General features: G+C 57.9%; 22 protein-coding genes. 13 read left to right on the top strand and 9 right to left on the bottom strand.

Going from position 1 to position 20,837, the window contains the following annotated elements; translation table 11 throughout:
* Window positions 1-27 precede the first annotated feature (27 nt).
* From yghU to pth, 3 genes are all read right to left on the bottom strand, one after another.
* Window positions 28-891 (bottom strand): glutathione-dependent disulfide-bond oxidoreductase, encoded by an 864-nt coding sequence (gene yghU / locus AAE045_RS18645; RefSeq protein ID WP_455548985.1) that lies wholly within the window; start codon window positions 889-891, stop codon window positions 28-30.
* A 138-nt stretch (window positions 892-1,029) separates the two neighbouring features.
* Window positions 1,030-2,121: a redox-regulated ATPase YchF gene (gene ychF / locus AAE045_RS18650; RefSeq protein ID WP_202300532.1), complete on the bottom strand. Its 1,092-nt coding sequence runs from the start codon at window positions 2,119-2,121 to the stop codon at window positions 1,030-1,032.
* Window positions 2,122-2,257: 136 nt separating this feature from the next.
* The gene (gene pth / locus AAE045_RS18655; protein ID WP_455548986.1) at window positions 2,258-2,842 is read right to left on the bottom strand and encodes an aminoacyl-tRNA hydrolase; all 585 of its coding nucleotides are present in this window, start codon (window positions 2,840-2,842) and stop codon (window positions 2,258-2,260) included.
* A gap of 275 nt (window positions 2,843-3,117) precedes the next feature.
* Here pth and ychH point away from each other — a divergent pair, with 275 nt between their 5' ends.
* Window positions 3,118-3,396, top strand: a complete 279-nt coding sequence (ychH, locus tag AAE045_RS18660; protein ID WP_202300528.1) for a stress-induced protein YchH — start codon at window positions 3,118-3,120, stop codon at window positions 3,394-3,396.
* Between the two features lie 51 nt (window positions 3,397-3,447).
* Here ychH and dauA read toward each other — a convergent pair whose 3' ends face one another.
* The 4 genes from dauA to lolB form a co-directional block, all read right to left on the bottom strand.
* Complete coding sequence (dauA, locus tag AAE045_RS18665; RefSeq protein WP_455548987.1) at window positions 3,448-5,121, bottom strand: C4-dicarboxylic acid transporter DauA; 1,674 nt, start codon at window positions 5,119-5,121, stop codon at window positions 3,448-3,450.
* A gap of 117 nt (window positions 5,122-5,238) precedes the next feature.
* Window positions 5,239-6,186 carry a ribose-phosphate diphosphokinase gene (gene prs, locus AAE045_RS18670; RefSeq protein WP_008454180.1) on the bottom strand — a complete coding sequence of 316 codons (948 nt, stop codon included), beginning with the start codon at window positions 6,184-6,186 and terminating at the stop codon, window positions 5,239-5,241.
* Between the two features lie 132 nt (window positions 6,187-6,318).
* Entirely contained in the window at window positions 6,319-7,188 is an 870-nt protein-coding gene (ispE, locus tag AAE045_RS18675; RefSeq protein ID WP_455548988.1) for a 4-(cytidine 5'-diphospho)-2-C-methyl-D-erythritol kinase, read from the bottom strand.
* Window positions 7,188-7,811 (bottom strand): lipoprotein insertase outer membrane protein LolB, encoded by a 624-nt coding sequence (gene lolB / locus AAE045_RS18680; RefSeq protein WP_455548989.1) that lies wholly within the window; start codon window positions 7,809-7,811, stop codon window positions 7,188-7,190. Before lolB ends, ispE begins: the two co-directional genes overlap by 1 nt.
* Before the next feature lie 202 nt (window positions 7,812-8,013).
* Between lolB and hemA the strand changes: the two genes are divergently transcribed.
* From hemA to kdsA, 6 genes are read left to right on the top strand one after another with little or no spacing between them, the layout of a single operon-like run.
* Window positions 8,014-9,270, top strand: a complete 1,257-nt coding sequence (gene hemA, locus AAE045_RS18685; protein WP_455548990.1) for a glutamyl-tRNA reductase — start codon at window positions 8,014-8,016, stop codon at window positions 9,268-9,270.
* 35 nt (window positions 9,271-9,305) lie between these two features.
* Window positions 9,306-10,388, top strand: coding sequence for a peptide chain release factor 1 (gene prfA, locus AAE045_RS18690; protein WP_455427890.1), 1,083 nt, complete (start codon window positions 9,306-9,308; stop codon window positions 10,386-10,388).
* Window positions 10,388-11,218, top strand: a complete 831-nt coding sequence (gene prmC, locus AAE045_RS18695; RefSeq protein WP_455548991.1) for a peptide chain release factor N(5)-glutamine methyltransferase — start codon at window positions 10,388-10,390, stop codon at window positions 11,216-11,218. Before prfA ends, prmC begins: the two co-directional genes overlap by 1 nt.
* 17 nt (window positions 11,219-11,235) lie before the next feature.
* Complete coding sequence (locus AAE045_RS18700) at window positions 11,236-11,631, top strand: SirB2 family protein (RefSeq protein ID WP_455548992.1); 396 nt, start codon at window positions 11,236-11,238, stop codon at window positions 11,629-11,631.
* Window positions 11,628-12,437, top strand: a complete 810-nt coding sequence (gene sirB1 / locus AAE045_RS18705; RefSeq protein WP_455548993.1) for an invasion regulator SirB1 — start codon at window positions 11,628-11,630, stop codon at window positions 12,435-12,437. Before AAE045_RS18700 ends, sirB1 begins: the two co-directional genes overlap by 4 nt.
* Before the next feature lie 40 nt (window positions 12,438-12,477).
* Window positions 12,478-13,332, top strand: coding sequence for a 3-deoxy-8-phosphooctulonate synthase (gene kdsA / locus AAE045_RS18710; RefSeq protein WP_455427894.1), 855 nt, complete (start codon window positions 12,478-12,480; stop codon window positions 13,330-13,332).
* 135 nt (window positions 13,333-13,467) lie between these two features.
* Here kdsA and chaA read toward each other — a convergent pair whose 3' ends face one another.
* The gene (gene chaA / locus AAE045_RS18715; RefSeq protein WP_455548994.1) at window positions 13,468-14,571 is read right to left on the bottom strand and encodes a sodium-potassium/proton antiporter ChaA; all 1,104 of its coding nucleotides are present in this window, start codon (window positions 14,569-14,571) and stop codon (window positions 13,468-13,470) included.
* Window positions 14,572-14,852: 281 nt separating this feature from the next.
* Between chaA and chaB the strand changes: the two genes are divergently transcribed.
* Both chaB and AAE045_RS18725 read left to right on the top strand, forming a co-directional pair.
* A complete protein-coding gene (gene chaB / locus AAE045_RS18720) occupies window positions 14,853-15,083 on the top strand; it encodes a putative cation transport regulator ChaB (RefSeq protein ID WP_455548995.1) in 231 nt (76 codons plus the stop codon).
* A gap of 222 nt (window positions 15,084-15,305) precedes the next feature.
* Window positions 15,306-16,010 carry a gamma-glutamylcyclotransferase gene (locus tag AAE045_RS18725; RefSeq protein ID WP_455548996.1) on the top strand — a complete coding sequence of 235 codons (705 nt, stop codon included), beginning with the start codon at window positions 15,306-15,308 and terminating at the stop codon, window positions 16,008-16,010.
* Between the two features lies 1 nt (window position 16,011).
* On the opposite strand, the gene AAE045_RS18730 is transcribed toward AAE045_RS18725, so the two are convergent.
* Window positions 16,012-16,365, bottom strand: coding sequence for a DsrE/DsrF/TusD sulfur relay family protein (locus tag AAE045_RS18730; protein WP_455548997.1), 354 nt, complete (start codon window positions 16,363-16,365; stop codon window positions 16,012-16,014).
* A gap of 79 nt (window positions 16,366-16,444) precedes the next feature.
* Here AAE045_RS18730 and AAE045_RS18735 point away from each other — a divergent pair, with 79 nt between their 5' ends.
* The 4 genes from AAE045_RS18735 to AAE045_RS18750 all read left to right on the top strand — a co-directional run bounded on the left by AAE045_RS18735 (window position 16,445) and on the right by AAE045_RS18750 (window position 20,827).
* Window positions 16,445-17,644 (top strand): nitrate- and nitrite sensing domain-containing protein, encoded by a 1,200-nt coding sequence (locus AAE045_RS18735; protein ID WP_455548998.1) that lies wholly within the window; start codon window positions 16,445-16,447, stop codon window positions 17,642-17,644.
* 237 nt (window positions 17,645-17,881) lie between these two features.
* Entirely contained in the window at window positions 17,882-19,132 is a 1,251-nt protein-coding gene (locus AAE045_RS18740) for a CmpA/NrtA family ABC transporter substrate-binding protein (protein WP_455548999.1), read from the top strand.
* 11 nt (window positions 19,133-19,143) lie between these two features.
* The gene (gene ntrB / locus AAE045_RS18745; RefSeq protein WP_455549023.1) at window positions 19,144-20,028 is read left to right on the top strand and encodes a nitrate ABC transporter permease; all 885 of its coding nucleotides are present in this window, start codon (window positions 19,144-19,146) and stop codon (window positions 20,026-20,028) included.
* Window positions 20,029-20,038: 10 nt separating this feature from the next.
* The gene (locus tag AAE045_RS18750; protein WP_455549000.1) at window positions 20,039-20,827 is read left to right on the top strand and encodes an ABC transporter ATP-binding protein; all 789 of its coding nucleotides are present in this window, start codon (window positions 20,039-20,041) and stop codon (window positions 20,825-20,827) included.
* Window positions 20,828-20,837: the final 10 nt, after the last annotated feature.

Below are 20,837 nucleotides of genomic sequence, written 5' to 3' on the forward strand. Positions count from 1 at the left end.
GGGCCTCTGCCAGGAGGCCCTTTTCTGTCAGGCCAGTTTATCCTGGGCACGCAGTTCAAAATCCGAAGCGTCGTGGCGTTCGTGCAGCTGCTCTGAAGGTTCACCCCAGGTGCGGTTAACCATGCGTCCTCGCTTCACTGCCGGGCGGGTTGCCACTTCGTCCGCCCAGCGCTGGAAGTGCTTATATGAGGCGACGTCGAGGAATTCCGCTGAATCATACAGGCCGCCTTTTGCCAGCGCGCCGTACCACGGCCAGATTGCCATATCCGCAATGGAATACTCATCGCCCGCAATAAAGCGGTGGTCGGCCAGCTGGCGATCCAGCACGTCTAGCTGGCGCTTGGTTTCCATTGCAAAGCGGTTGATGGCGTATTCGATTTTCACCGGCGCGTAGTGGAAGAAGTGGCCGAAACCGCCGCCCAGATAAGGCGCGGAGCCCTGCAGCCAGAACAGCCAGTTCAGCGTCTCGGTGCGGGCGGCAGCGTCTTTCGGCAGGAAGTGTCCGAACTTCTCGGCCAGATAGAGCAGAATCGAACCGGACTCGAAGACGCGAACCGGCGGGGTGGCCGAGTTATCAAGCAGCGCCGGAATCTTCGAGTTAGGATTTACTTCCACGAACCCGCTGGAGAACTGATCGCCTTCGCCAATACGGATTAAGTGCGCGTCGTACTCCGCTCCGCTGACGCCGAGCGCCAGCAGCTCTTCAAGCAGAATCGTCACTTTCTGGCCGTTTGGCGTACCGAGGGAATAGAGCTGCAGCGGATGTTTACCGACCGGCAGCGTTTTTTCATGCGTTGGTCCGGCGACCGGACGGTTGATATTGGAAAACTGCCCGGCTTCGGATTTGTTCCAGGTCCACACTTTCGGTGGCTGATAGTTATTTTCGGACATGCTGTTGGCCTGCCTTTTGTCGTTGGAGTTTACTCAGGCAGATCAGTTTATGCCATCCCCGGGCTTCTGGCGAAATTAGCTTTTCAGCCATAAAAAAATCCACGCCTGAGCGTGGATTTTTCGTAACGGGAAAGAGGATTAGACGTTGAACAGGAAGTTCATCACGTCGCCATCTTTCACGATGTAGTCTTTGCCTTCCGCACGCATCTTGCCTGCTTCCTTCGCGCCTTGCTCACCTTTGTAGGTGATAAAGTCTTCGTACGCGATGGTTTGCGCGCGGATGAAGCCTTTTTCGAAGTCGGTGTGGATCTTACCTGCCGCCTGCGGCGCGGTGGCGCCAACCGGGATTGTCCATGCGCGGACTTCTTTTACGCCAGCGGTGAAATAGGTTTGCAGGTTCAGCAGTTCGTAACCGGCGCGGATTACGCGGTTCAGGCCCGGCTCTTCCAGACCCATTTCGGCCATGAACTCGTCACGGTCGGCGTCGTCCAGCTCGGCGATATCAGACTCAACCGCTGCGCAAACCGCCACCACCACGGAGCCTTCGGCCGCCGCGATTTCACGGACTTTGTCCAGGTACGGGTTGTTCTCGTAGCCGTCTTCATTGACGTTGGCGATGTACATGGTTGGCTTCAGGGTCAGGAAGCTCAGGTATTTGATTGCCGCTTTGTCTTCTTCGCTCAGGTTCAGCGCGCGCAGCATACCGGCGTTTTCCAGCTGTGGCAGGCATTTCTCCAGCGCGGCCAGCTCGGCTTTTGCGTCTTTGTCGCCGCCCTTAGCTTTCTTCTGAATGCGGTGCATAGCGCGTTCACAGGTGTCCAGGTCGGAGAGGGCCAGCTCGGTGTTGATCACCTCGATGTCGTCCGCCGGGTCAACCTTGTTGTTCACGTGAATGATGTTGTCATTCTCGAAGCAGCGCACCACGTGGCCGATAGCTTCGGTTTCACGGATGTTGGTCAGGAACTGGTTGCCCAGGCCTTCACCTTTAGACGCGCCTTTTACCAGGCCGGCGATATCCACGAATTCCATAGTGGTAGGCAGGATACGCTGAGGTTTTACGATTTCGGCCAGCTTGTCCAGGCGTGGGTCCGGCATCGGCACCACGCCGGTGTTCGGCTCAATGGTACAGAACGGGAAGTTTGCTGCTTCAATTCCCGCCTTGGTGAGCGCGTTGAACAGGGTGGATTTACCGACGTTCGGCAAGCCGACGATACCGCATTTGAATCCCATGGTTTAAATCACCTTAATAGCTTTGATATCAATGAGTTAATGTTAACTCAATGAAAAAATGGAAATAACTTTGCCTATTATACACCTAAACTGTTTTAAAGGTGCGTGGAAATGGCGCGGCCCGGGGCGCGCAGCCTTACTGAGCTTTAAAAGCGTGCAGGCGGTTGGTCGCCTTGGTCAGGCCTTCTTTCAGCCAGACTTCCGTGCAGCGTGCCGCTTCGTCTACCGCGTCATCGATAAGCTTCTGCTCGCTGACCGGCGGCTTGCCCAGCACAAAGCCGACAACTTTGTTTTTATCGCCCGGATGGCCAATTCCCAGCCGTAAGCGGTGAAAGTTCGGGTTATTGCCCAGTTTGTTAATAATGTCTTTCAGGCCGTTATGGCCGCCGTGGCCGCCACCGAGCTTAAATTTTGCCACGCCCGGCGGCAGATCCAGCTCGTCGTGGGCAACGAGGATTTCGTCCGGCGCGATGCGGAAGAAGGTCGCCATCGCGCTGACCGCTTTGCCGCTCAGGTTCATAAACGTGGTTGGCACCAGCAGGCGAACGTCCTCACCGGCCAGGCTAATGCGCGCGGTGTAGCCAAAAAACTTCGCTTCTTCTTTCAGCGACTGGTTATGGCGTTCGGCCAGCAGATCAACATACCAGGCCCCGGCGTTGTGGCGGGTTGCCGCGTATTCCGCACCCGGATTGGCCAGGCCGACAATCAATTTAATACTCACGTTTTCTTTCCTGAAAGCAGACTCAAGCCGCGTAGTTTACTGCGCCGCCGCCGTGATGACAAAGCGCAATGCGCGGCTGGCTTAATTAATGAATAGTTCAGTCCCTGAACAATTAGAATTTCATGCTATTCAGCAGCTTATTTGTAAATTTTTGTCATAATTTCATTCGTAATTGCGATCGCTATCGCATATAGCAAGCGGCAGTGTTGTCTATACTTTACACACAAGGAGAGGGGATATTCCCCGCCGACCCAGGATCCATCCGGAGGTGACACATGAAACGCAGAAACGCTTCGTTACTCGGTAATATTCTCATGGGGTTGGGGTTGTTCGTCATGGTGGGTGGCGTTGGTTACTCCATTCTGAACCAGTTGCCTCAGTTCAATTTCCCACAGATCTTCGCCCACGGAGCCGTGCTTAGCATCTTTGTCGGCGCGGTGCTCTGGCTTGCCGGCGCGCGCGCGGGCGGACGTGAACAGGTCTGCGACCGCTACTGGTGGATACGCCATTATGACAAACGCTGCCGCCGCGACGAGCAGCATCGCCACAGTTAAGTAGTAAGCGGAATTAAAAAAAGCTCAGCTAAATTGCTGAGCTTTTTTGTGTCATTCCCCCAGCGCGGCCTGTACGTCAGGGAAGAAGGTTAGCCTGCCGGGGATTGGTTTCACCCCCGCGCGAGCCAGCGTTTTCAGCGGCTGGAACTCAAGATTCGTTACCCGCAGCTCGCAGCCCTCCGGCAGCTTTGCCACAAAACGCATAAACGCATCCAGCCCGCCCGCGTCCAGCACCGGCACGGCATCCCACTGCAGAATAATCAGATGGTTTTGCTCAACCCGCTGGGCCAGCTGGCTGAACAACCCTTCTGCGGCGGCAAAGAACAGCGGCCCGGTAACCCTCAGCGCCAGCACGCCTTGCGGCGCGGTGATATTCAGCGGAGCCAGCCTGGTCAGCCGGGCGATGCGGCGCATAAACAGCAGCGACGCCAGCACAATGCCCACGCTAATCGCAATGACCATATCAAAGAGTACGGTCAGCGACAGGCACATCAGCATGACGATGATGTCATCTTTCGGCGCGCGCCTGAGCAGATCCACTACCTTGTGCGCTTCGCTCATGTTCCACGCCACCATCAGCAGCAGCGCGGCCATAGCCGACAGCGGCAGCCACGACAGCAGCGGGGCCAGCACCAGCAGCGCCATGATCACCAGCAGCGAATGGATGATGGCGGCAACGGGAGACGTCGCGCCCGCGCGGACGTTAGCCGCAGAACGCGCAATTGCAGCAGTGGCGGTGATCCCACCAAAGAACGGGGCGATCAGGTTACCCAGCCCCTGGCCGATAAGCTCGCCGTTAGCGTTATGCCTGGTATCCGTCATCCCGTCCAGCACGACGGCGCACAGCAGGGACTCAATGGCCCCGAGCATCGCCATTGAAAAGGCGGCGGGAAGCAGGGCGGTCAGTGAATCCCAGCTCAGCGTAAAGCTGGAGTGCGGGATATTCCACGGCAGCATCAGCTGCGGCAGCAGCTGCGGAATACCGTTGCCCTGGGTGCCGTCTGCCAGCAGGTAATGGAAGCGGGAGCCGATAGTCGCCACGTCCCATCCGGCAAGATGCATCACGCCCATCACGGCACAGCCCGCCAGCAGCGCGGGAAGGTGGCCCGGCAGGCGGATACCCAGGCGCGGCCAGAGGATCAAAACGGCAAGCGTCACGATGCCAGTCGCGGCGTCGGCAATATTCAGAGTTGGCATCGCCATCGCCAGCGCGGCGACTTTATTGAGGTAGTGTTCCGGCACGTGCTCAAGCTGCAGACCGAAGAAATCCTTGATCTGCATGGTGGCAATGGTGATGCCAATTCCCGACGTGAAGCCGAGGGTCACCGGCAGCGGAATGTATTCGATCAGGCGGCCAAACCGCGCCAGCCCGAAGAGGATCAGGAATACCCCGGACATCAGCGTGGCAACAAGCAGGCCCGCTAAGCCAAACTGCTGGGCGACGGGATAGAGGATAACCACAAAGGCGGCGGTTGGGCCGGAGACGCTGAAGCGGGAGCCACCGCTGAGCGCAATGACAATTCCGGCGACGGCTGCCGTGTAGAGGCCATACTGCGGGGCCACGCCGCTGCCGATAGCGAGCGCCATGGCTAACGGGATAGCGATGATCCCAACGGTGACACCGGCGATAGCGTCGCGGGTAAAACGGGAAAGGGTGTATTTTTCGCGCCAGCAGGCGTCAATCAGGGCGCGGAAAGGCAAAACTCGAGAAGATACGTTTTTCACTTGATTCATCCGTGAGCGCATCATCTGTCATAAAGGCAGGTGAAGGAGGCTGTGCTTAACAATAGGGGCCGGTAAAACGAAAAAACCCGCCGGAGCGGGTTTTTTAAGCGGGTCCGATTAGTGTTCGAACATCGCAGAGATTGATTCTTCGTTACTGATACGGCGGATAGCTTCGGCCAGCATTCCGGACAGGGTCAGGGTGCGGACGTTAGGCAGCGCTTTGATTTCATCAGACAGCGGGATGGTATCGCAGACAATCACTTCATCAATGACGGAGTTACGCAGGTTGTGAACCGCGTTGCCGGAGAAGATTGGGTGAGTGGCATAAGCGAATACACGTTTTGCGCCGCGCTCTTTCAGCGCTTCCGCTGCTTTGCACAGGGTGCCGCCGGTATCGATCATATCGTCAACCAGCACGCAGTCACGGCCGCTCACATCACCGATGATGTGCATCACCTGAGAGACGTTAGCGCGTGGACGACGTTTGTCGATGATAGCCATGTCGGTATCGTTCAGCAGCTTAGCGATAGCGCGGGCACGCACTACGCCGCCGATGTCCGGGGAAACCACGATTGGGTTTTCCAGGCCGATCTGCAGCATATCTTCCAGCAGGATTGGGCTGCCGAAGACGTTGTCTACCGGCACATCGAAGAAGCCCTGAATCTGTTCTGCGTGCAGGTCCACGGTAAGAACACGGTCAACCCCAACGCTTGAAAGGAAGTCAGCGACAACCTTTGCCGTGATTGGCACACGAGCAGAACGCACGCGGCGGTCCTGACGAGCGTAACCAAAGTAAGGGATAACAGCGGTGATACGACCTGCAGAGGCGCGGCGCAGGGCGTCGACCATAACAACGAGTTCCATCAGGTTGTCATTGGTGGGAGCACAGGTGGACTGGATGATGAAAATATCACCACCGCGTACATTTTCGTTGATTTGTACGCTTACTTCACCGTCGCTAAAACGACCGACGGCGGCGTCACCAAGAGAGGTGTACAGGCGGTTGGCAATACGTTGTGCTAGTTCCGGGGTGGCGTTACCAGCAAAAAGCTTCATATCAGGCACGAGAAAAACCTCAGGCATGCGTCCAGTGGCGGATGGATGCTACCGCAACGATGCGGCAGGTAAGGGTGGGGCAACACCCATCCAGGCGGTGTATAAAGAGCTTGATGCAACGTCTGAAACGAGGTGACGTTGTCACCAATACTCAGCTTGCCCGGATATGGCCTGGTGCAGCGGGGAGAGATTGACGCCTCGCGCAACAAACCCGTGCAGCCATTCCGGGGCTTGCTCAAGCACCTGGCGGGCTGCGGACTCAGTGTTAAATTCAGCAAACACACAAGCGCCGGTGCCAGTCAGGCGCGACGGCGCGTATTCTAACAGCCAGGAAAGCAGCTCATCAACCTTACGAAATCGTTTTCTTGCGATAAGCTCACAATCATTACTAAATTCACATTTTAGTAACGTTTCGACAGGGCGGCTCGGCGTATTTCTGGGCAGCTCGGGATCTTTGAAGATAACGGGCGTAGGAATGCTCACGCCGGGGTGGGCAACCAGATACCATTTTTCTTCTGGATTAACGGGGGTCAGCTTCTCCCCGACGCCCTCAGCAAAGGCCGCATGACCCCGCACAAACACCGGGACGTCCGCCCCAAGCGTGATGCCCAGCTCCGCAAGCTGGTCTTCGCTCAGGCCGTTTTGCCATAAATGGTTCAGCGCAACCAGCACCGTTGCCGCATTGGAAGAGCCTCCACCCAGTCCTCCGCCCATCGGCAGGCGTTTTTCAATGCCTAAATCAGCCCCGGCCCCTTCGGGCAGCGTGCCCAGGCGCAGGGCTTCCCTCTGTAACAGACGGGCTGCGCGAACGATTAGATTCTCTTCGTCCGGGACGCCTTCTATCGGCGTCAGCAGGTTTATTACCCCGTCGCGGCGCGGCTCGATGGTGATGGTGTCGCCATAATCAAGAAACTGAAACAGCGTCTGCAGATTATGGTAGCCATCTTCACGACGGCCGGTGATATACAGGAAAAGATTCAGTTTTGCCGGGGACGGCCAGCGGGTCTGCATTATTTAACGGTCCAGTTATCCATTTTCAGCTTGATGCGCTGGTCGCCTTCGCGCAGTTCCATATTCGACGGCAGGGACGGCTGCACTTTATCGTCGTAGTCGTTATAAACCACTTTCCAGGTTTTGCCGTCCTGGGTGTAGTTGACTTCGCTCAGGCGATACTGGCTGTCCAGCTTGTAGTCTGTCGCTTCGCCCGGCAGGCCAAGCATCCACTGGCGCAGGCTGTTAAGCGGGATAGGCATCCCGGTCAGCTTGCCAACCATCTCTTCGGCGTCGTCGGCAACGTAATGCTTGCCGTTGCGGTCGGTTAACTGCACCTCGCCCGGTTTGGCGTTCAGCTCAAGCTCGGTGCTGCCTAACGGGTTGGTCAGCAGCAGGCGATATCTGTCCGCTGCGGTTTGCTGCCAGTTAAAGCGCGCGTAAACTTTTTGGCTATCAGAAAGATAGGCAAAAGCGCCACGGGTCTGATACTGGGTGATTTTTTGCACTTGTTGCTGGTGTTGTAACCACTGCGGCGAGTCCGGGCTTTTGCCAGGACCGGTAGGTTGGTTGATTGCACACCCTGCCAGAACCAGGCTTGCGAGGGGCAGAAGGCGCATCAGACGGGCTTTTGGCATTAACATAGCGCAATGAATCCTTAGAAATCGTTATTGTAGTCAACCGTTCATGCTAGCGGCGCACAGCCGGGGCGTCTATGGTCAAGTTATCCTAAATCAAAAATTGGCCTGCTACCCCACAAGGAGTGGCTCTCTTTTATTGAGGGGGCGCATCCTGTATGATGCGCCCAGAAATCCTTATCAACATCGGTATTACTCAGACCGCTCAATGACCCTGTTAGCGCTAGGCATCAACCACAAAACTGCTCCCGTATCGCTGCGAGAACGCGTCACGTTTTCGCCGGACACGCTCGACCAGGCTTTAGGTAGCCTGCTTGAACAGCCGAGCGTGCAGGGCGGCGTCGTGCTGTCTACCTGTAACCGGACCGAGCTTTACCTGAGCGTTGAAGAGCAGGATAACCTCCACGAACAGCTGGTGCGCTGGCTTTGCGACTACCACAACCTCAACGAAGAGGAAGTGCGTAAAAGCTTATACTGGCACCACGATAATCACGCCGTCAGCCATCTGATGCGCGTAGCCAGCGGGCTGGATTCGCTGGTGCTCGGCGAGCCGCAAATCTTAGGCCAGGTGAAAAAGGCGTTTGCCGATTCCCAGAAAGGCCATTCGCTTTCCAGCGAGCTGGAACGCATGTTCCAGAAATCCTTCTCCGTTGCTAAACGCGTGCGTACCGAAACCGAAATCGGTGCCAGCGCCGTATCCGTGGCGTTTGCCGCCTGTACGCTTGCCCGGCAAATCTTCGAATCGCTCTCAACGGTTACCGTGCTGCTGGTCGGCGCGGGCGAAACCATTGAGCTGGTTGCCCGGCATCTGCGCGAGCACAACGTGAAGAAGATGGTTATCGCTAACCGTACCCGCGAGCGGGCACAGCTGCTTGCCGATGAAGTGGGGGCCGAAGTCATCAGCCTGAGCGATATCGACGAACGCCTGGGCGACGCCGACATCATTATCAGTTCCACCGCCAGCCCGCTGCCGATCATCGGTAAAGGCATGGTTGAACGCGCCCTGAAAGCACGCCGTAACCAGCCGATGCTGCTGGTGGATATCGCCGTGCCGCGCGACGTGGAGCCGGAGGTGGGTAAGCTTGCCAACGCATACTTATATAGCGTTGATGATTTGCAGGCGATTATTCAGAGCAACCTCGCCCAGCGCAAAGCTGCGGCTGTGGAAGCGGAAACGATCGTCGAGCAGGAATGCAGTGAATTTATGGCCTGGCTGCGCGCGCAGAGCGCAACCGAGACCATCCGCGATTACCGCAGCCAGGCGGAGCTGATTCGCGACGATCTGGCCGGCAAGGCGCTTGCCGCGCTCTCTCAGGGCGCCGACGCCGAAACCGTACTTCAGGATCTGGCATGGAAGTTAACCAATCGCCTGATCCACGCACCAACCAAATCACTTGCGCAGGCTGCCCGTGACGGGGATGACGAACGCCTGCAGATCCTTCGTAACAGCCTCGGGCTGGATTAGCACAACAACTCTTATTACAAGGTGATACACCGCCCATGAAGCCTTCTATTGTTGCCAAACTGGAAGCCTTGCAGGAGCGCCATGAAGAAGTTCAGGCCCTGCTAGGAGACGCAACCACCATCGCCGATCAGGACCGCTTTCGCGCGCTTTCCCGTGAATACGCCCAGCTGAGCGATGTCTCGCGTTGTTTCCTGCAATGGCGCCAGGTGCAGGAAGATATTGAAACCGCACAGAGCATGCTCGACGATCCGGAAATGCGCGAAATGGCGCAGGAAGAGCTCAACGAGGCGAAAAGCGCCAGCGAAGAGTTAGAGCAGCAGTTGCAGGTCCTGCTGCTGCCAAAAGATCCGGATGACGAGCGTAACGCGTTCGTGGAAGTTCGCGCCGGGACCGGCGGTGACGAAGCCGCGCTGTTTGCCGGTGATTTATTCCGCATGTACAGCCGCTACGCGGAATCCCGCCGCTGGAAAGTGGAAATCATGAGCGCCAACGAAGGCGAGCACGGCGGCTATAAAGAAGTGATCGCCAAAATCAGCGGCGAGGGCGTTTACGGCCGCCTGAAGTTTGAGTCCGGCGGCCATCGCGTACAGCGTGTTCCGGCCACGGAATCGCAGGGGCGCATTCATACCTCCGCCTGTACCGTTGCCGTGATGCCGGAAATCCCGGAAGCAGAGCTGCCGGATATCAACCCCGGCGATTTGCGTATCGATACCTTCCGCTCTTCGGGCGCGGGCGGTCAGCACGTTAACACCACCGACTCCGCAATCCGTATTACCCACCTGCCAACCGGCATCGTGGTTGAATGTCAGGACGAACGTTCCCAGCATAAAAACAAAGCGAAGGCGCTCTCCGTGCTCGGTTCGCGCATTCGCGCGGCGGAAATGGCCAAGCGCCAGCAGGAAGAGGCTTCAACCCGCCGTAACCTGCTGGGCAGCGGCGACCGTTCCGACCGCAACCGCACCTACAACTTCCCGCAGGGCCGCGTGACCGATCACCGCATCAACGTTACGCTCTACCGCCTGGACGAAGTGATGGAAGGGAAAATCGACGGGCTGATTGAGCCTATCGTGCAGGAATACCAGGCCGACCAGCTGGCGGCGCTCTCCGAGCAGGATTAATGGATTTTCAGCACTGGCTTAAACAGGCGATAGCCCGGCTTACTGAAAGTGAAAGTCCGCGCCGCGACGCGGAAATTTTGCTGGGGTTCATCACTGGAAAAGCCCGCACGTTCATTCTGGCCTTTGGTGAGACGGTGCTTACGACAGCGCAGGAACAGCAGCTCGATGAACTGCTGTCACGTCGTTTACGCGGCGAGCCTGTCGCGCATCTGGTAGGGGAGCGAGAATTCTGGTCGCTCCCCCTGCGCGTTTCCCCCGTCACGCTTATTCCCCGCCCGGATACCGAATGTCTGGTTGAGCAGGCCCTGGCCCGCATGCCCGATGAGCCTTGTGCCGTGCTCGATCTCGGTACGGGGACGGGGGCGATTGCCCTTGCCCTCGCCAGCGAACGCCCTGACTGTTCCGTTACCGCACTGGATCTCATTCCCGAAGCCGTTGAGCTTGCCCGAGAGAATGCCGATCGTCTTGGCATTACCAATATCAGGGTCTTGCAAAGCGACTGGTTTAGTGTGCTCAATAGCCAGCGTTTTTCGATTATTGTCAGCAATCCGCCCTATATCGACCGCGAGGACCCGCATCTTGCGCAGGGCGACGTGCGTTTTGAGCCGCTCAGCGCGCTGGTTGCTGATAATCACGGGCTTGCGGATTTACACACGCTGATTACGTCATCCCGACAGCATCTTGAACCCGGCGGCTGGCTGCTGCTGGAGCATGGCTGGCAGCAGGCGCAGCAGGTACGGCAGCTGTTCAGTGCCGCCGGTTTCGCTGAGGTTGAGACTTGTCAGGACTACGGCGGTAACGACCGCCTGACACTGGGACGCTATTTTTAAGATAAGGAACGCTTTCGATGGCAACTTACTTTGCGCTCAAGCATTTGCATATTTTAACGGTCATCATTTCGGTGAGCCTGTTTGTACTACGCTACTGGTGGCAGTACCGCGAAAGCCCGATGTCCGGCAGGCGCTGGGTGCGCATAGTGCCGCATATCAACGACACCCTTTTGCTGGGCAGCGGTGTCGCACTGGTGATGGTGACGCACTTTTATCCTTTCACCCCACAGGGGACGTGGCTGACTGAGAAACTGTTTGGCGTTATCATTTACATCGCTTTGGGTTTTATCGTGCTGGGCCGACGCCCGCGCAGCCAGCAGCTACGGTGGATTGCCTTCCTGCTGGCCCTGGTGGTGCTCTACATCATCGTTAAACTCGCCACCACAAAAATACCGTTATTGGGGTTTGTATGAGTCCGTTAGCCGATTTTGAATTCAATCAGGCGCCGTTATGTGAGGGTATGATTTTAGTTTCGCAGGTGATTCGTGATGATTTTCCCGTTGCGGAAGTGCGTGCGCAGCTGGATCAGCTGGTCCGCCAGGCCCGTGAAGATATCTGTGAGGCAGATGATGCCGACCTCCAGCTGGAGAAGCTGCTGGAGCTGTTTTATGGCGAATGGGGCTTCAAAGATGCGGGAGGCGTTTACCGCCTTTCAGACGCGCTGTGGCTCGATCAGGTCTTAAAGAACCGTCGCGGGAGCGCGGTTTCGCTGGGAGCTATTCTGCTGTGGATCGCCGAAAGCCTGGATATCCCGCTGATGCCGGTTATCTTCCCGACGCAGCTGATCCTGCGCGGCGACTGGCTGGACGGCGAAATGTGGCTGATCAACCCGTTCAACGGCGATACCCTGGACGAGCATACGCTGGAAGTGTGGCTGAAGGGCAACATCAGCCCGGGTGCGGAGCTGTTTGAAGAAGACCTCGATGAGTCCGACAATGCCGAGGTGATCCGCAAGCTGCTCGACACGCTGAAATCCGCCCTGATGGAAGAGCGGCAGATGGAGCTGGCGCTTCGCGCAAGTGAAGCCCTGCTGCAGTTCAACCCCGAAGATCCGTACGAAATCCGCGACCGCGGCCTGATTTACGCCCAGCTCGACTGCGAGCACGTGGCGCTCAGCGATCTCAGCTATTTCGTTGAGCAGTGCCCTGAAGACCCGGTCAGCGAAATGATCAAGGCGCAAATTAACTCGATTTCGCATAAGCAGATTACCCTGCACTGATGCTAAGTTTTTACATGTTTCCCAACAAGGCGAGATAAAGATGGAACAAAAAGTGGTTAAGATTGGCGATATCAAGGTCGCAAACGACCTGCCATTTGTGCTGTTCGGCGGCATGAACGTGCTGGAGTCGCGCGATCTTGCGATGCGCATCTGCGAGCACTACGTGACCGTGACCCAGAAACTGGGTATCCCTTACGTGTTCAAAGCCTCGTTCGATAAAGCAAACCGTTCATCCATTCACTCTTACCGTGGCCCGGGCCTGGAAGAGGGGATGAAGATTTTCCAGGAGCTGAAGCAAACCTTCGGCGTGAAAATCATCACTGACGTGCACGAAGCAAGCCAGGCGCAGCCTGTGGCTGACGTGGTAGACGTTATCCAGCTGCCTGCGTTCCTGGCTCGCCAGACTGACCTGGTCGAAGCCATGGCGAAAACCGGCGCGGTCATCAACGTGAAGAAACCTCAGTTCGTAAGCCCAGGCCAGATGGGCAACATCGTCGATAAATTCGAGGAAGGCGGCAACGACCAGATTATTCTCTGCGACCGTGGCGCGAACTTCGGTTACGACAACCTGGTCGTCGACATGCTGGGCTTCAGCGTAATGAAGCAGGTTTCTAAAGGTTCCCCGGTTATCTTCGACGTTACCCACGCGCTGCAGTGCCGTGACCCGTTTGGCGCGGCGTCCAGCGGTCGTCGTGCTCAGGTTACCGAGCTGGCGCGCGCGGGGATGGCAACGGGCCTGGCAGGTCTGTTCATCGAAGCGCACCCGGACCCGGACAACGCCCGCTGCGACGGCCCTTCCGCGCTGCCGCTGGCGAAGCTCGAGCCGTTCCTCAAGCAGATCAAAGCGATTGACGATCTGGTGAAAGGTTTCGAGCCGCTGGATACCAGCCACTAAATCGCTTTCGTTGATGGATGACGCTTATCCACCCTACAAGTCTTTCGTAGGTCGGATAAGCGGAGCGTCATCCGACAGCGCCAAAGTAAAAAGCCCTTATCTCGCGATAAGGGCTTTTTTATGTCCGGGGCAAAATCAGGCAAATATCGTCATCAGATAAGCGGCGAACAGCGCAAGGTGAGCCGTCCCGTTGAGAACATTGGTGCGCCCCGTCGAGAACGAGATCTGACACAGCACCAGCGAGGTCAGCATCACCACCATTTCCGGCTTGCCGAGGCCGAAAATCAGGTCGTTATCTGTGAGCATCGCAATCAGCGTTACCGCAGGCACGGTCAGTGAAATCGTTGCCAGCACGGAGCCAAAGAACAGGTTCATGGCGCGCTGTACCTGATTGTTCAGTACCGCCCGCAGGGCTCCCAGACCTTCCGGGGAGAGGATCAGCAGCGCGACCAGGAAGCCGGTGAACTGCGCCGGAGCATTGAGCGTACCCAGCAGCGACTCCAGCGGCCCGGCGTTCATCTTGGTGACGGCGATAACCGCAACCAGATGCACAATCAGCCAGGCGGCGTGCCAGGTGCTGCTGTGCGCCGACGGCTTGCCGTGGTGCGGGTCATCGTCGTCGGCCTCATCTTCATGCTCGTAGACAAACAGGCTCTGGTGCGTTTTGGTCTGGATAAGCAGAAACACGCCGTACATGGCCGCAGAGATTGCCGCCGCCATCAGCGCCTGCCCGGTGCTGAAATTGCCTTCCGGCAGGGCCGTCGGGAGCACCAGCACAATCACCGCCAGCGGGAACAGCGCTATCAGGTACTGTTTGATGCCGAACAGATTCATGTACTGGGTAGCGAATTTTCGGCCGCCCAGCAGCAGGGAGAAGCCCACCAGGCCGCCGGTAACAATCATAATGATGGAGTAGAGCGTGTCGCGCATCAGCGTCGGCGCGGCATCACCCGTTGCCATTAAGGCGGATATTAAGCTGACTTCAAGGATAACGACGGAAAGGCTGAGGATTAAGGAGCCGTAGGGTTCCCCTAAACGGTGGGCCAGCACATCGGCATGGCGGACGACGCTAAAGGCGCTGCTTAAAATACCTACCAGCGCAAGAATATTGATGCCTATCACCACTGGCAACGACTGGCCGGACCCCCACACCGCCAGTACGGCCAGCGCCAGAATCGGGAAAATGAGAGAACTCTCCTTATGGCGGGTTTTAACCGCCTCGTGTGCTGTTTTTGTCATTCTGATACTCCATTTGCGCGGGTGTTGTGCAATTTCTTCATTATAGTCATAGTTTTTGACGGTAATAACATAGCAAAAAACCGCAACAATTCGGAAAAGTTTACCTAATTTTACGGCTTTACCATGGTAATCACCTGAACCTTCCATAAGTAATAACTTTTGGATAATAACCATTTTAAAACAGCGTGATAAAAGCTATGGATTAAAGAAAACGGCCATAAACTGGCGTCATCGCCCCGTATGTTTCAGACTTAAGTATTACCCATACAGGAGACGAACCTATGCCATACAAGAGCAAAAGTGACCTTCCGGACAGCGTGCAAAACGTACTGCCTGCCCATGCGCAGGATATTTACAAAGAGGCGTTTAACAGCGCCTGGGACGAATATAAAGATAAAGAAGATCGTAAAGGTGACGCCAGCCGGGAAGAGACGGCCCACAAAGTCGCCTGGGCCGCCGTGAAGCATCAGTATGAAAAGGGCGACGACGACAAATGGCACAGGAAAAAGTAGCGCTGCATAATTGAATGTATTTGCTTCACTTTCCCCATTCCCTCCCTCAGCCTGGCAGGTTTTGATGACATTTTTATTATTTTGTGATCGCCATCAAACTTGCCAGCGACCCGCTAATTGCTTATCGTCAGCAAAATGCTGCTCTATAAGTGAGCAGTAAATAAAGCCGGGAAGGCGCATCTGACGTAGTCACAGGGAAGTATGCGGTGGCGGAGGTGTATAGTGTTAACGCGTGATTTCCTGATGAAAGCGGATTGTAAAACGGCTTTTGGTTCCATTGAGGAATCGCTGCTGTGGACCCCGGAGCAGCGCTCGGCATCCCTTGCCGCGACGCTTGCCTGTCGTCCCGACCAGAGCCCGGTATGGATTTTTGGCTACGGCTCCTTAATGTGGAACCCGGCGTTCGAATTCGAAGAGTCAGCGCCCGGCACGCTGGTCGGCTGGCATCGCGCCTTCTGCCTGCGCCTGACGGCCGGACGAGGCACCGCCTGCCAGCCGGGTAGAATGCTGGCGCTGAAAGAGGGGGGCCGCACCACCGGCCTGGCGTACCGTCTGCCGGAAGCGATTCTGGAAGAGGAGCTGACGCTGGTCTGGAAGCGCGAAATGATCACCGGCTGCTATCTGCCGACCTGGTGCCGGCTTGAGCTGGACGATGGCCGCACCGTCAACGCGCTGGTTTTTATTATGGATCCCCGCCACCCGCTGTACGAAGCCGATACCCGCGCGCAAATCATCGCGCCGCTTATCGCCGCCGCCAGCGGCCCGCTGGGCACCAACGCCCAGTATCTGTTCTCCCTTGAACAGGAGCTTAAAAATCGCGGCATGCACGACGACTGCCTGGACGAGCTGGTCAATCAGGTTCGCGACTGGCTCCGGAAACCGGAGCAGGAAGGCGGCAGCTTTGAACCGGGGTTTGCCGCCCCCTGATTTAAAAGGTCAGGACTTTATCGGCCTGCAGCGTCCATTCGGCCAGCTCCACCAGCGTGCCGATAGCCACGCCGTCCGCCAGCGGGAGGCTGGAGATACCCCGCCCGTCGGCGCAGGTTTTACACAGTTTCACCGGCACGTCCTGCGCGGTAAGGATCTCCAGCATCTGCTGGATGTTATACCCCTCGGCGGGCCTCTGGCCTTTAAGCCCGGCGGTGACGGCATCCGACATTAAAAACAGCTTAAGCTCGGGTGCCTGCGGCTGGTCGCGCAGGGCAATAGCCAGCCGCAGGCTGTTGAACAAAGACTCGCTGCCGTAGGCGGCCCCGTTGGCGATAATCACTATTTTCTGCATTTTTCTCACCTTTTCTCCTTAAGGCACGACTTTTGCTTCGCTAAAGGATATCAGCGGCAAGAGCCCTTCAGGAGCGTTTATGAATCCCACTGCCCATGACTTTCTGCTTATTGCCAAGGCAAGGGAGCGCGCACAGCTCCAGGATCTGCTGCAAATAGGGCAGCTTACCGGGCGGATCGCGAAGCTTGTCCATATGCTACAGCGCGAACGTGGAGCCTCCAATATCTGGCTGTGTTCCGGGGGCCGCCAGTTTGGCGAAGTACGTCTCGATTATGCGCAGGAAGTCGACCAGCAAATCGCCTGCTTTCAGCAGAGCCTGCTGCGGCCGGATTACCTTCCCGGCAGCGGGCTGGTCGCCAGCCTTGCCTGCGCCTTGTACTCCCTTGAGCAGCTTGCGGCGCTGCGCGAGCGAATCGCCAGCCGGCAAATTGACTCTTTCGACGCCATGGAGCAGTTCAACACCACGCTGAGACACTTACTGTGCATCGTCCCGCAAACCAGCAGCGTGGTGGACGAACCGGGCGTGGCGCGGGCGCTGGCAACCTTATTCAGCTTTATGCAGGGCAAGGAGCTGGCGGGGCAGGAGCGGGCAATTGGCGCGCTCGGCTTTACCCGAGGCGAATTTGACGAACCGCTGCGCCAGCAGCTGGTGGACAGAATCGACGGCCAGCAGCACTGTTTTGAGACCTTCTACAGCATGGCGGACGAGCCGCTGCGCGAACGGTACCGCAGCTGCGCCGAACCCTGCCGGGAAATGGAGCAGCTCAGGCGGCAGGCCTGCACGAGGCTTAACCGGGCGGAAGATGCATCAGCGCTTGTTTCGCGCTGGTTCACTTTGTTGACAGCCCGCATTGATGCGCTGAGGGACATAGAAGAAACGCTGATCCACAACGTTCTGGCTCAGGCCCAGGGCGCGCTGGGGCAGGCGCTGAACGAGCCGGATGCCAGCGACGACGAAATGGCGAATTTGATCGCGGGAGCCAAAGAGGCCCGGCCAGGCGACCATTATCTCGACCGCCATCTGCTGGTGCTTGTCCGCCAGCAGGCGCAGCAGCTGGAGTCTATGGCCCGCAGGCTCGCCTCGCTGGAGACGACGCTCGCTGAACGCAAGGTTATCGAAAAGGCGAAAGGGCTGCTGATCCGCCATCAGGGCTACAGCGAAGAGCAGGCCTGGCAGGCGCTGCGTAAAATGGCGATGAACCAGAATAAGCGCATGGTTGAAGTGGCTGGCGCGATGGTAGCCGTGGCAGACATCTGGACGTTACCCCCAAAGGAGTAGCTGCACAGAGAGTGGGCATTTCATGCATTTTCCTGGTGCGTATTTACCCGCGTTAAGCATAAAAATGCCGGGATCATCGGGTTTATAAGCTGGCACGCAGGTTGCATTACTCCTTTAACAATATGGTTTCCTCAGGCTTCCCCAACGGCGGGGCAGGCCTGGTCGGACAAAGGCGTCCTTCAGTGTATTCCCACACTGACGGGCGCTTTTTTTTTACTTTTTTTCAGGAGCAGGCCGATGGGTGACAACGCAACAACGCTTTCCCGCCGACGATTCTTACAGGCAGGCGCCGCGCTGGGCGGGGCTTATTTACTGCCTGGCCTGATGAATGCCGCATGGGCGGCGGGCAGCGACGGGCCGGAGCAGGAAACGGTGAAGGTGGGTTTTATCCCGCTGACGGACTGCGCCTCCATCGTGATGGCCTCGGTGAAGGGCTTCGACAAAAAGCACGGCATAACGATTGTGCCGAGCAAAGAGGCGAGCTGGGCGGCGGTGCGCGACAAGCTGGTCTCCGGCGAGCTGGATGCGGCCCACGTTCTGTACGGCCTGATTTACGGCCTTGAGCTGGGCATCGCGGGCAAACAGCAGGCGATGGCGAACCTGATGACGCTCAATAACAACGGCCAGGCCATTACGCTGGCCATGGAGCTGACGAAGCAGGGCGTCACCGATGCCGCGAGCCTGAAAAAGCTGATTGCCGCCAACGCGCCCGGTACGTTCACCTTCGCCCACACGTTCCCGACGGGGACCCACGCCATGTGGCTCTATTACTGGCTGGCCGCCGCCGGGATCCATCCGTTTAATGACGTTCGCACCGTCGTCGTCCCGCCGCCGCAGATGGTGATGAACATGCGTATCGGCAATATGAGCGGCTACTGCGTGGGGGAACCCTGGAACCAGCGGGCCATCAACGACGGCATCGGCTTTACGGCGGCAACCTCCCAGTCCATTTGGGCCGATCATCCCGAAAAGATTCTGGGCACGCGCAGCGCATGGGTTGACCAGAATCCCAATACCGCCCGCGCGCTGGTGGCATCCGTGCTTGAGGCTTCCCGCTGGATAGATGCGAGTGAGGCAAACCGCCGCGAAACCGCCAGCGTGCTTGCCGGGCGAGCTTACCTGAATACTAAAGTCGGCTACCTCACCCCGCGCATGCTCGGCGAATACGACAACGGGCTGGGTAAAAAATGGCACGACGACCACGGCATGCATTTTTTCCGCGACGGAGAGGTGAACTACCCGTGGCTCTCGGACGGCATGTGGTTCCTGACCCAGCACCGCCGCTGGGGCCTGCTGGATAGCGATCCTGATTATTTAGCCGTCGCCACGCGCATCAACCGTCTTGATATTTACCGGCAGGCCGCCGCGGCCGCAGGCAACGTAGCCGTGCCTGCCAGCACGATGCGCGCCAGCACGCTGATGGACGGCAGCCAATGGGACGGCAGCAACCCTGCCGCCTACGCAGCAAGCTTCGCCATAAAACGTTGAGGGGAAAAATGATGAATCCACAGGCCCATAAAACAGCAGAGCAAGACGCAGCGCCGCCGGTGGCGGAAGTGATTATCCTGCCGCCGGTAACGGTTCGCCGACGTAAACCGCGGTGGCGGCAGGCCAGCCAGAGCCTGCTGGAACGGCTGATCCCGGCAGGGCTGGGCATGGCGCTGCTGCTGGTTGGCTGGCAAATTGCCGCCGTTACCAGCAAAGGTTTCCCCACGCCGCTCAGCACGCTGGACTCGGCCATGACCCTGTTCGCCGACCCGTTTTATAACGCCGGGCCTAACGATATGGGCATCGGCTGGAACGTGCTCGCTTCCCTGCAGCGCGTGGCGGTGGGCTTTGGCCTAGCGGCGCTGGTCGGGATCCCGGCAGGCTTTCTGATTGGCCGTTTCACCTTTATGGGCAGAATGTTCAATCCGGTTATCGCCCTGCTGCGGCCGGTCAGCCCGCTGGCCTGGCTGCCTATCGGCCTGCTGCTGTTCCAGAAGGCCGAACCGGCCTCGGGCTGGACCATTTTTATCTGTTCGATCTGGCCGATGATCATCAATACCGCCGAAGGGGTGAAGCGCATCCCGGAGGATTATCACAACGTGGCGCGCGTGCTGCAGCTCTCCGAGTGGACGGTAATGCGCCGCATCTTATTCCCTGCGGTTCTGCCCGCCGTGCTGACCGGCGTCCGGCTCTCCATCGGCATCGCCTGGCTGGTGATCGTCGCGGCGGAAATGCTGACCGGCGGGCTGGGGATCGGCTTCTGGATCTGGAACGAGTGGAACAACCTCAACGTCGAAAACATTCTGATCGCGATTGTCATCATCGGCGTCGTGGGGCTGCTGCTTGAACAGGGGCTGATGTGGCTCGCCCGCCGCTTCAGCTGGCAGGAAAAATAAGGGGATAACCATGAAAAAAATCATTCAGCTGCAGAACGTCAGCCAGCGTTTCTCCACCGCCAGCGGTGAATTCCTGGCCTTAAGCAACGTCAGTTTCGATATCCACGAGGGGGAAACCATCAGCCTGATCGGCCACTCCGGCTGCGGCAAGTCCACGCTGCTTAATCTGATTGCGGGCATCACGCTGCCTTCCGAAGGCGGGCTGCTGTGCGACAACCGGGAGATAGCAGGCCCCGGCCCGGATCGCGCAGTGGTCTTTCAGAACCACTCTCTGCTGCCGTGGATGACCTGCTTTGAGAACGTTGCGCTGGCGGTGGACAAGGTTTTCAGCCGCACCATGAGCCGTGCCGAACGCCGGGAGTGGATCGTTCACAACCTGGAGCGCGTGCAGATGGGCCACGCGATAAACAAACATCCCGGGGAGATTTCCGGCGGCATGAAGCAGCGGGTGGGCATCGCGCGGGCGCTGGCCATGAAGCCGAAGGTTCTGCTGATGGATGAGCCTTTCGGCGCGCTGGACGCGCTGACCCGGGCGCACCTGCAGGACACGGTGATGCACATCCAGCAGGAGCTGCAAACGACCATCGTCCTGATAACGCACGATGTGGACGAAGCCGTGCTGCTCTCCGACCGCGTGCTGATGATGACCAACGGCCCGGCGGCTACGGTTGGCGAGACGCTGCACGTTGACCTGCCACGACCACGCAGCCGGGTTGCCCTTGCGGAGGACGGACGCTACCACCATCTGCGCCAGCAGGTGCTGCGTTTTCTCTATGAAAAGCAGCCTAAGGCCGCCTGAGGAGCCGACC

Source organism: Dryocola clanedunensis, assembly GCF_038405435.1.
GTDB classification, from domain to species: Bacteria; Pseudomonadota; Gammaproteobacteria; order Enterobacterales; family Enterobacteriaceae; genus Dryocola; species Dryocola clanedunensis_A.

What these genes read in the sequence shown, in the direction of transcription:
- sirB1 (WP_455548993.1), top strand. Translation starts at nt 11,628, where the DNA reads ATGAGTCCGTTAGCCGATTTTGAATTCAATCAGGCGCCGTTATGTGAG.
- lolB (WP_455548989.1), bottom strand. Translation starts at nt 7,811, where the DNA reads ATGTTAATGCCAAAAGCCCGTCTGATGCGCCTTCTGCCCCTCGCAAGC.
- AAE045_RS18750 (WP_455549000.1), top strand. Translation starts at nt 20,039, where the DNA reads ATGAAAAAAATCATTCAGCTGCAGAACGTCAGCCAGCGTTTCTCCACC.
- ychF (WP_202300532.1), bottom strand. Translation starts at nt 2,121, where the DNA reads ATGGGATTCAAATGCGGTATCGTCGGCTTGCCGAACGTCGGTAAATCC.
- AAE045_RS18740 (WP_455548999.1), top strand. Translation starts at nt 17,882, where the DNA reads ATGGGTGACAACGCAACAACGCTTTCCCGCCGACGATTCTTACAGGCA.
- ychH (WP_202300528.1), top strand. Translation starts at nt 3,118, where the DNA reads ATGAAACGCAGAAACGCTTCGTTACTCGGTAATATTCTCATGGGGTTG.
- hemA (WP_455548990.1), top strand. Translation starts at nt 8,014, where the DNA reads ATGACCCTGTTAGCGCTAGGCATCAACCACAAAACTGCTCCCGTATCG.
- ntrB (WP_455549023.1), top strand. Translation starts at nt 19,144, where the DNA reads ATGAATCCACAGGCCCATAAAACAGCAGAGCAAGACGCAGCGCCGCCG.
- chaA (WP_455548994.1), bottom strand. Translation starts at nt 14,571, where the DNA reads ATGACAAAAACAGCACACGAGGCGGTTAAAACCCGCCATAAGGAGAGT.
- prfA (WP_455427890.1), top strand. Translation starts at nt 9,306, where the DNA reads ATGAAGCCTTCTATTGTTGCCAAACTGGAAGCCTTGCAGGAGCGCCAT.
- ispE (WP_455548988.1), bottom strand. Translation starts at nt 7,188, where the DNA reads ATGCAGACCCGCTGGCCGTCCCCGGCAAAACTGAATCTTTTCCTGTAT.
- chaB (WP_455548995.1), top strand. Translation starts at nt 14,853, where the DNA reads ATGCCATACAAGAGCAAAAGTGACCTTCCGGACAGCGTGCAAAACGTA.
- AAE045_RS18730 (WP_455548997.1), bottom strand. Translation starts at nt 16,365, where the DNA reads ATGCAGAAAATAGTGATTATCGCCAACGGGGCCGCCTACGGCAGCGAG.
- yghU (WP_455548985.1), bottom strand. Translation starts at nt 891, where the DNA reads ATGTCCGAAAATAACTATCAGCCACCGAAAGTGTGGACCTGGAACAAA.
- AAE045_RS18700 (WP_455548992.1), top strand. Translation starts at nt 11,236, where the DNA reads ATGGCAACTTACTTTGCGCTCAAGCATTTGCATATTTTAACGGTCATC.
- prmC (WP_455548991.1), top strand. Translation starts at nt 10,388, where the DNA reads ATGGATTTTCAGCACTGGCTTAAACAGGCGATAGCCCGGCTTACTGAA.
- AAE045_RS18735 (WP_455548998.1), top strand. Translation starts at nt 16,445, where the DNA reads ATGAATCCCACTGCCCATGACTTTCTGCTTATTGCCAAGGCAAGGGAG.
- kdsA (WP_455427894.1), top strand. Translation starts at nt 12,478, where the DNA reads ATGGAACAAAAAGTGGTTAAGATTGGCGATATCAAGGTCGCAAACGAC.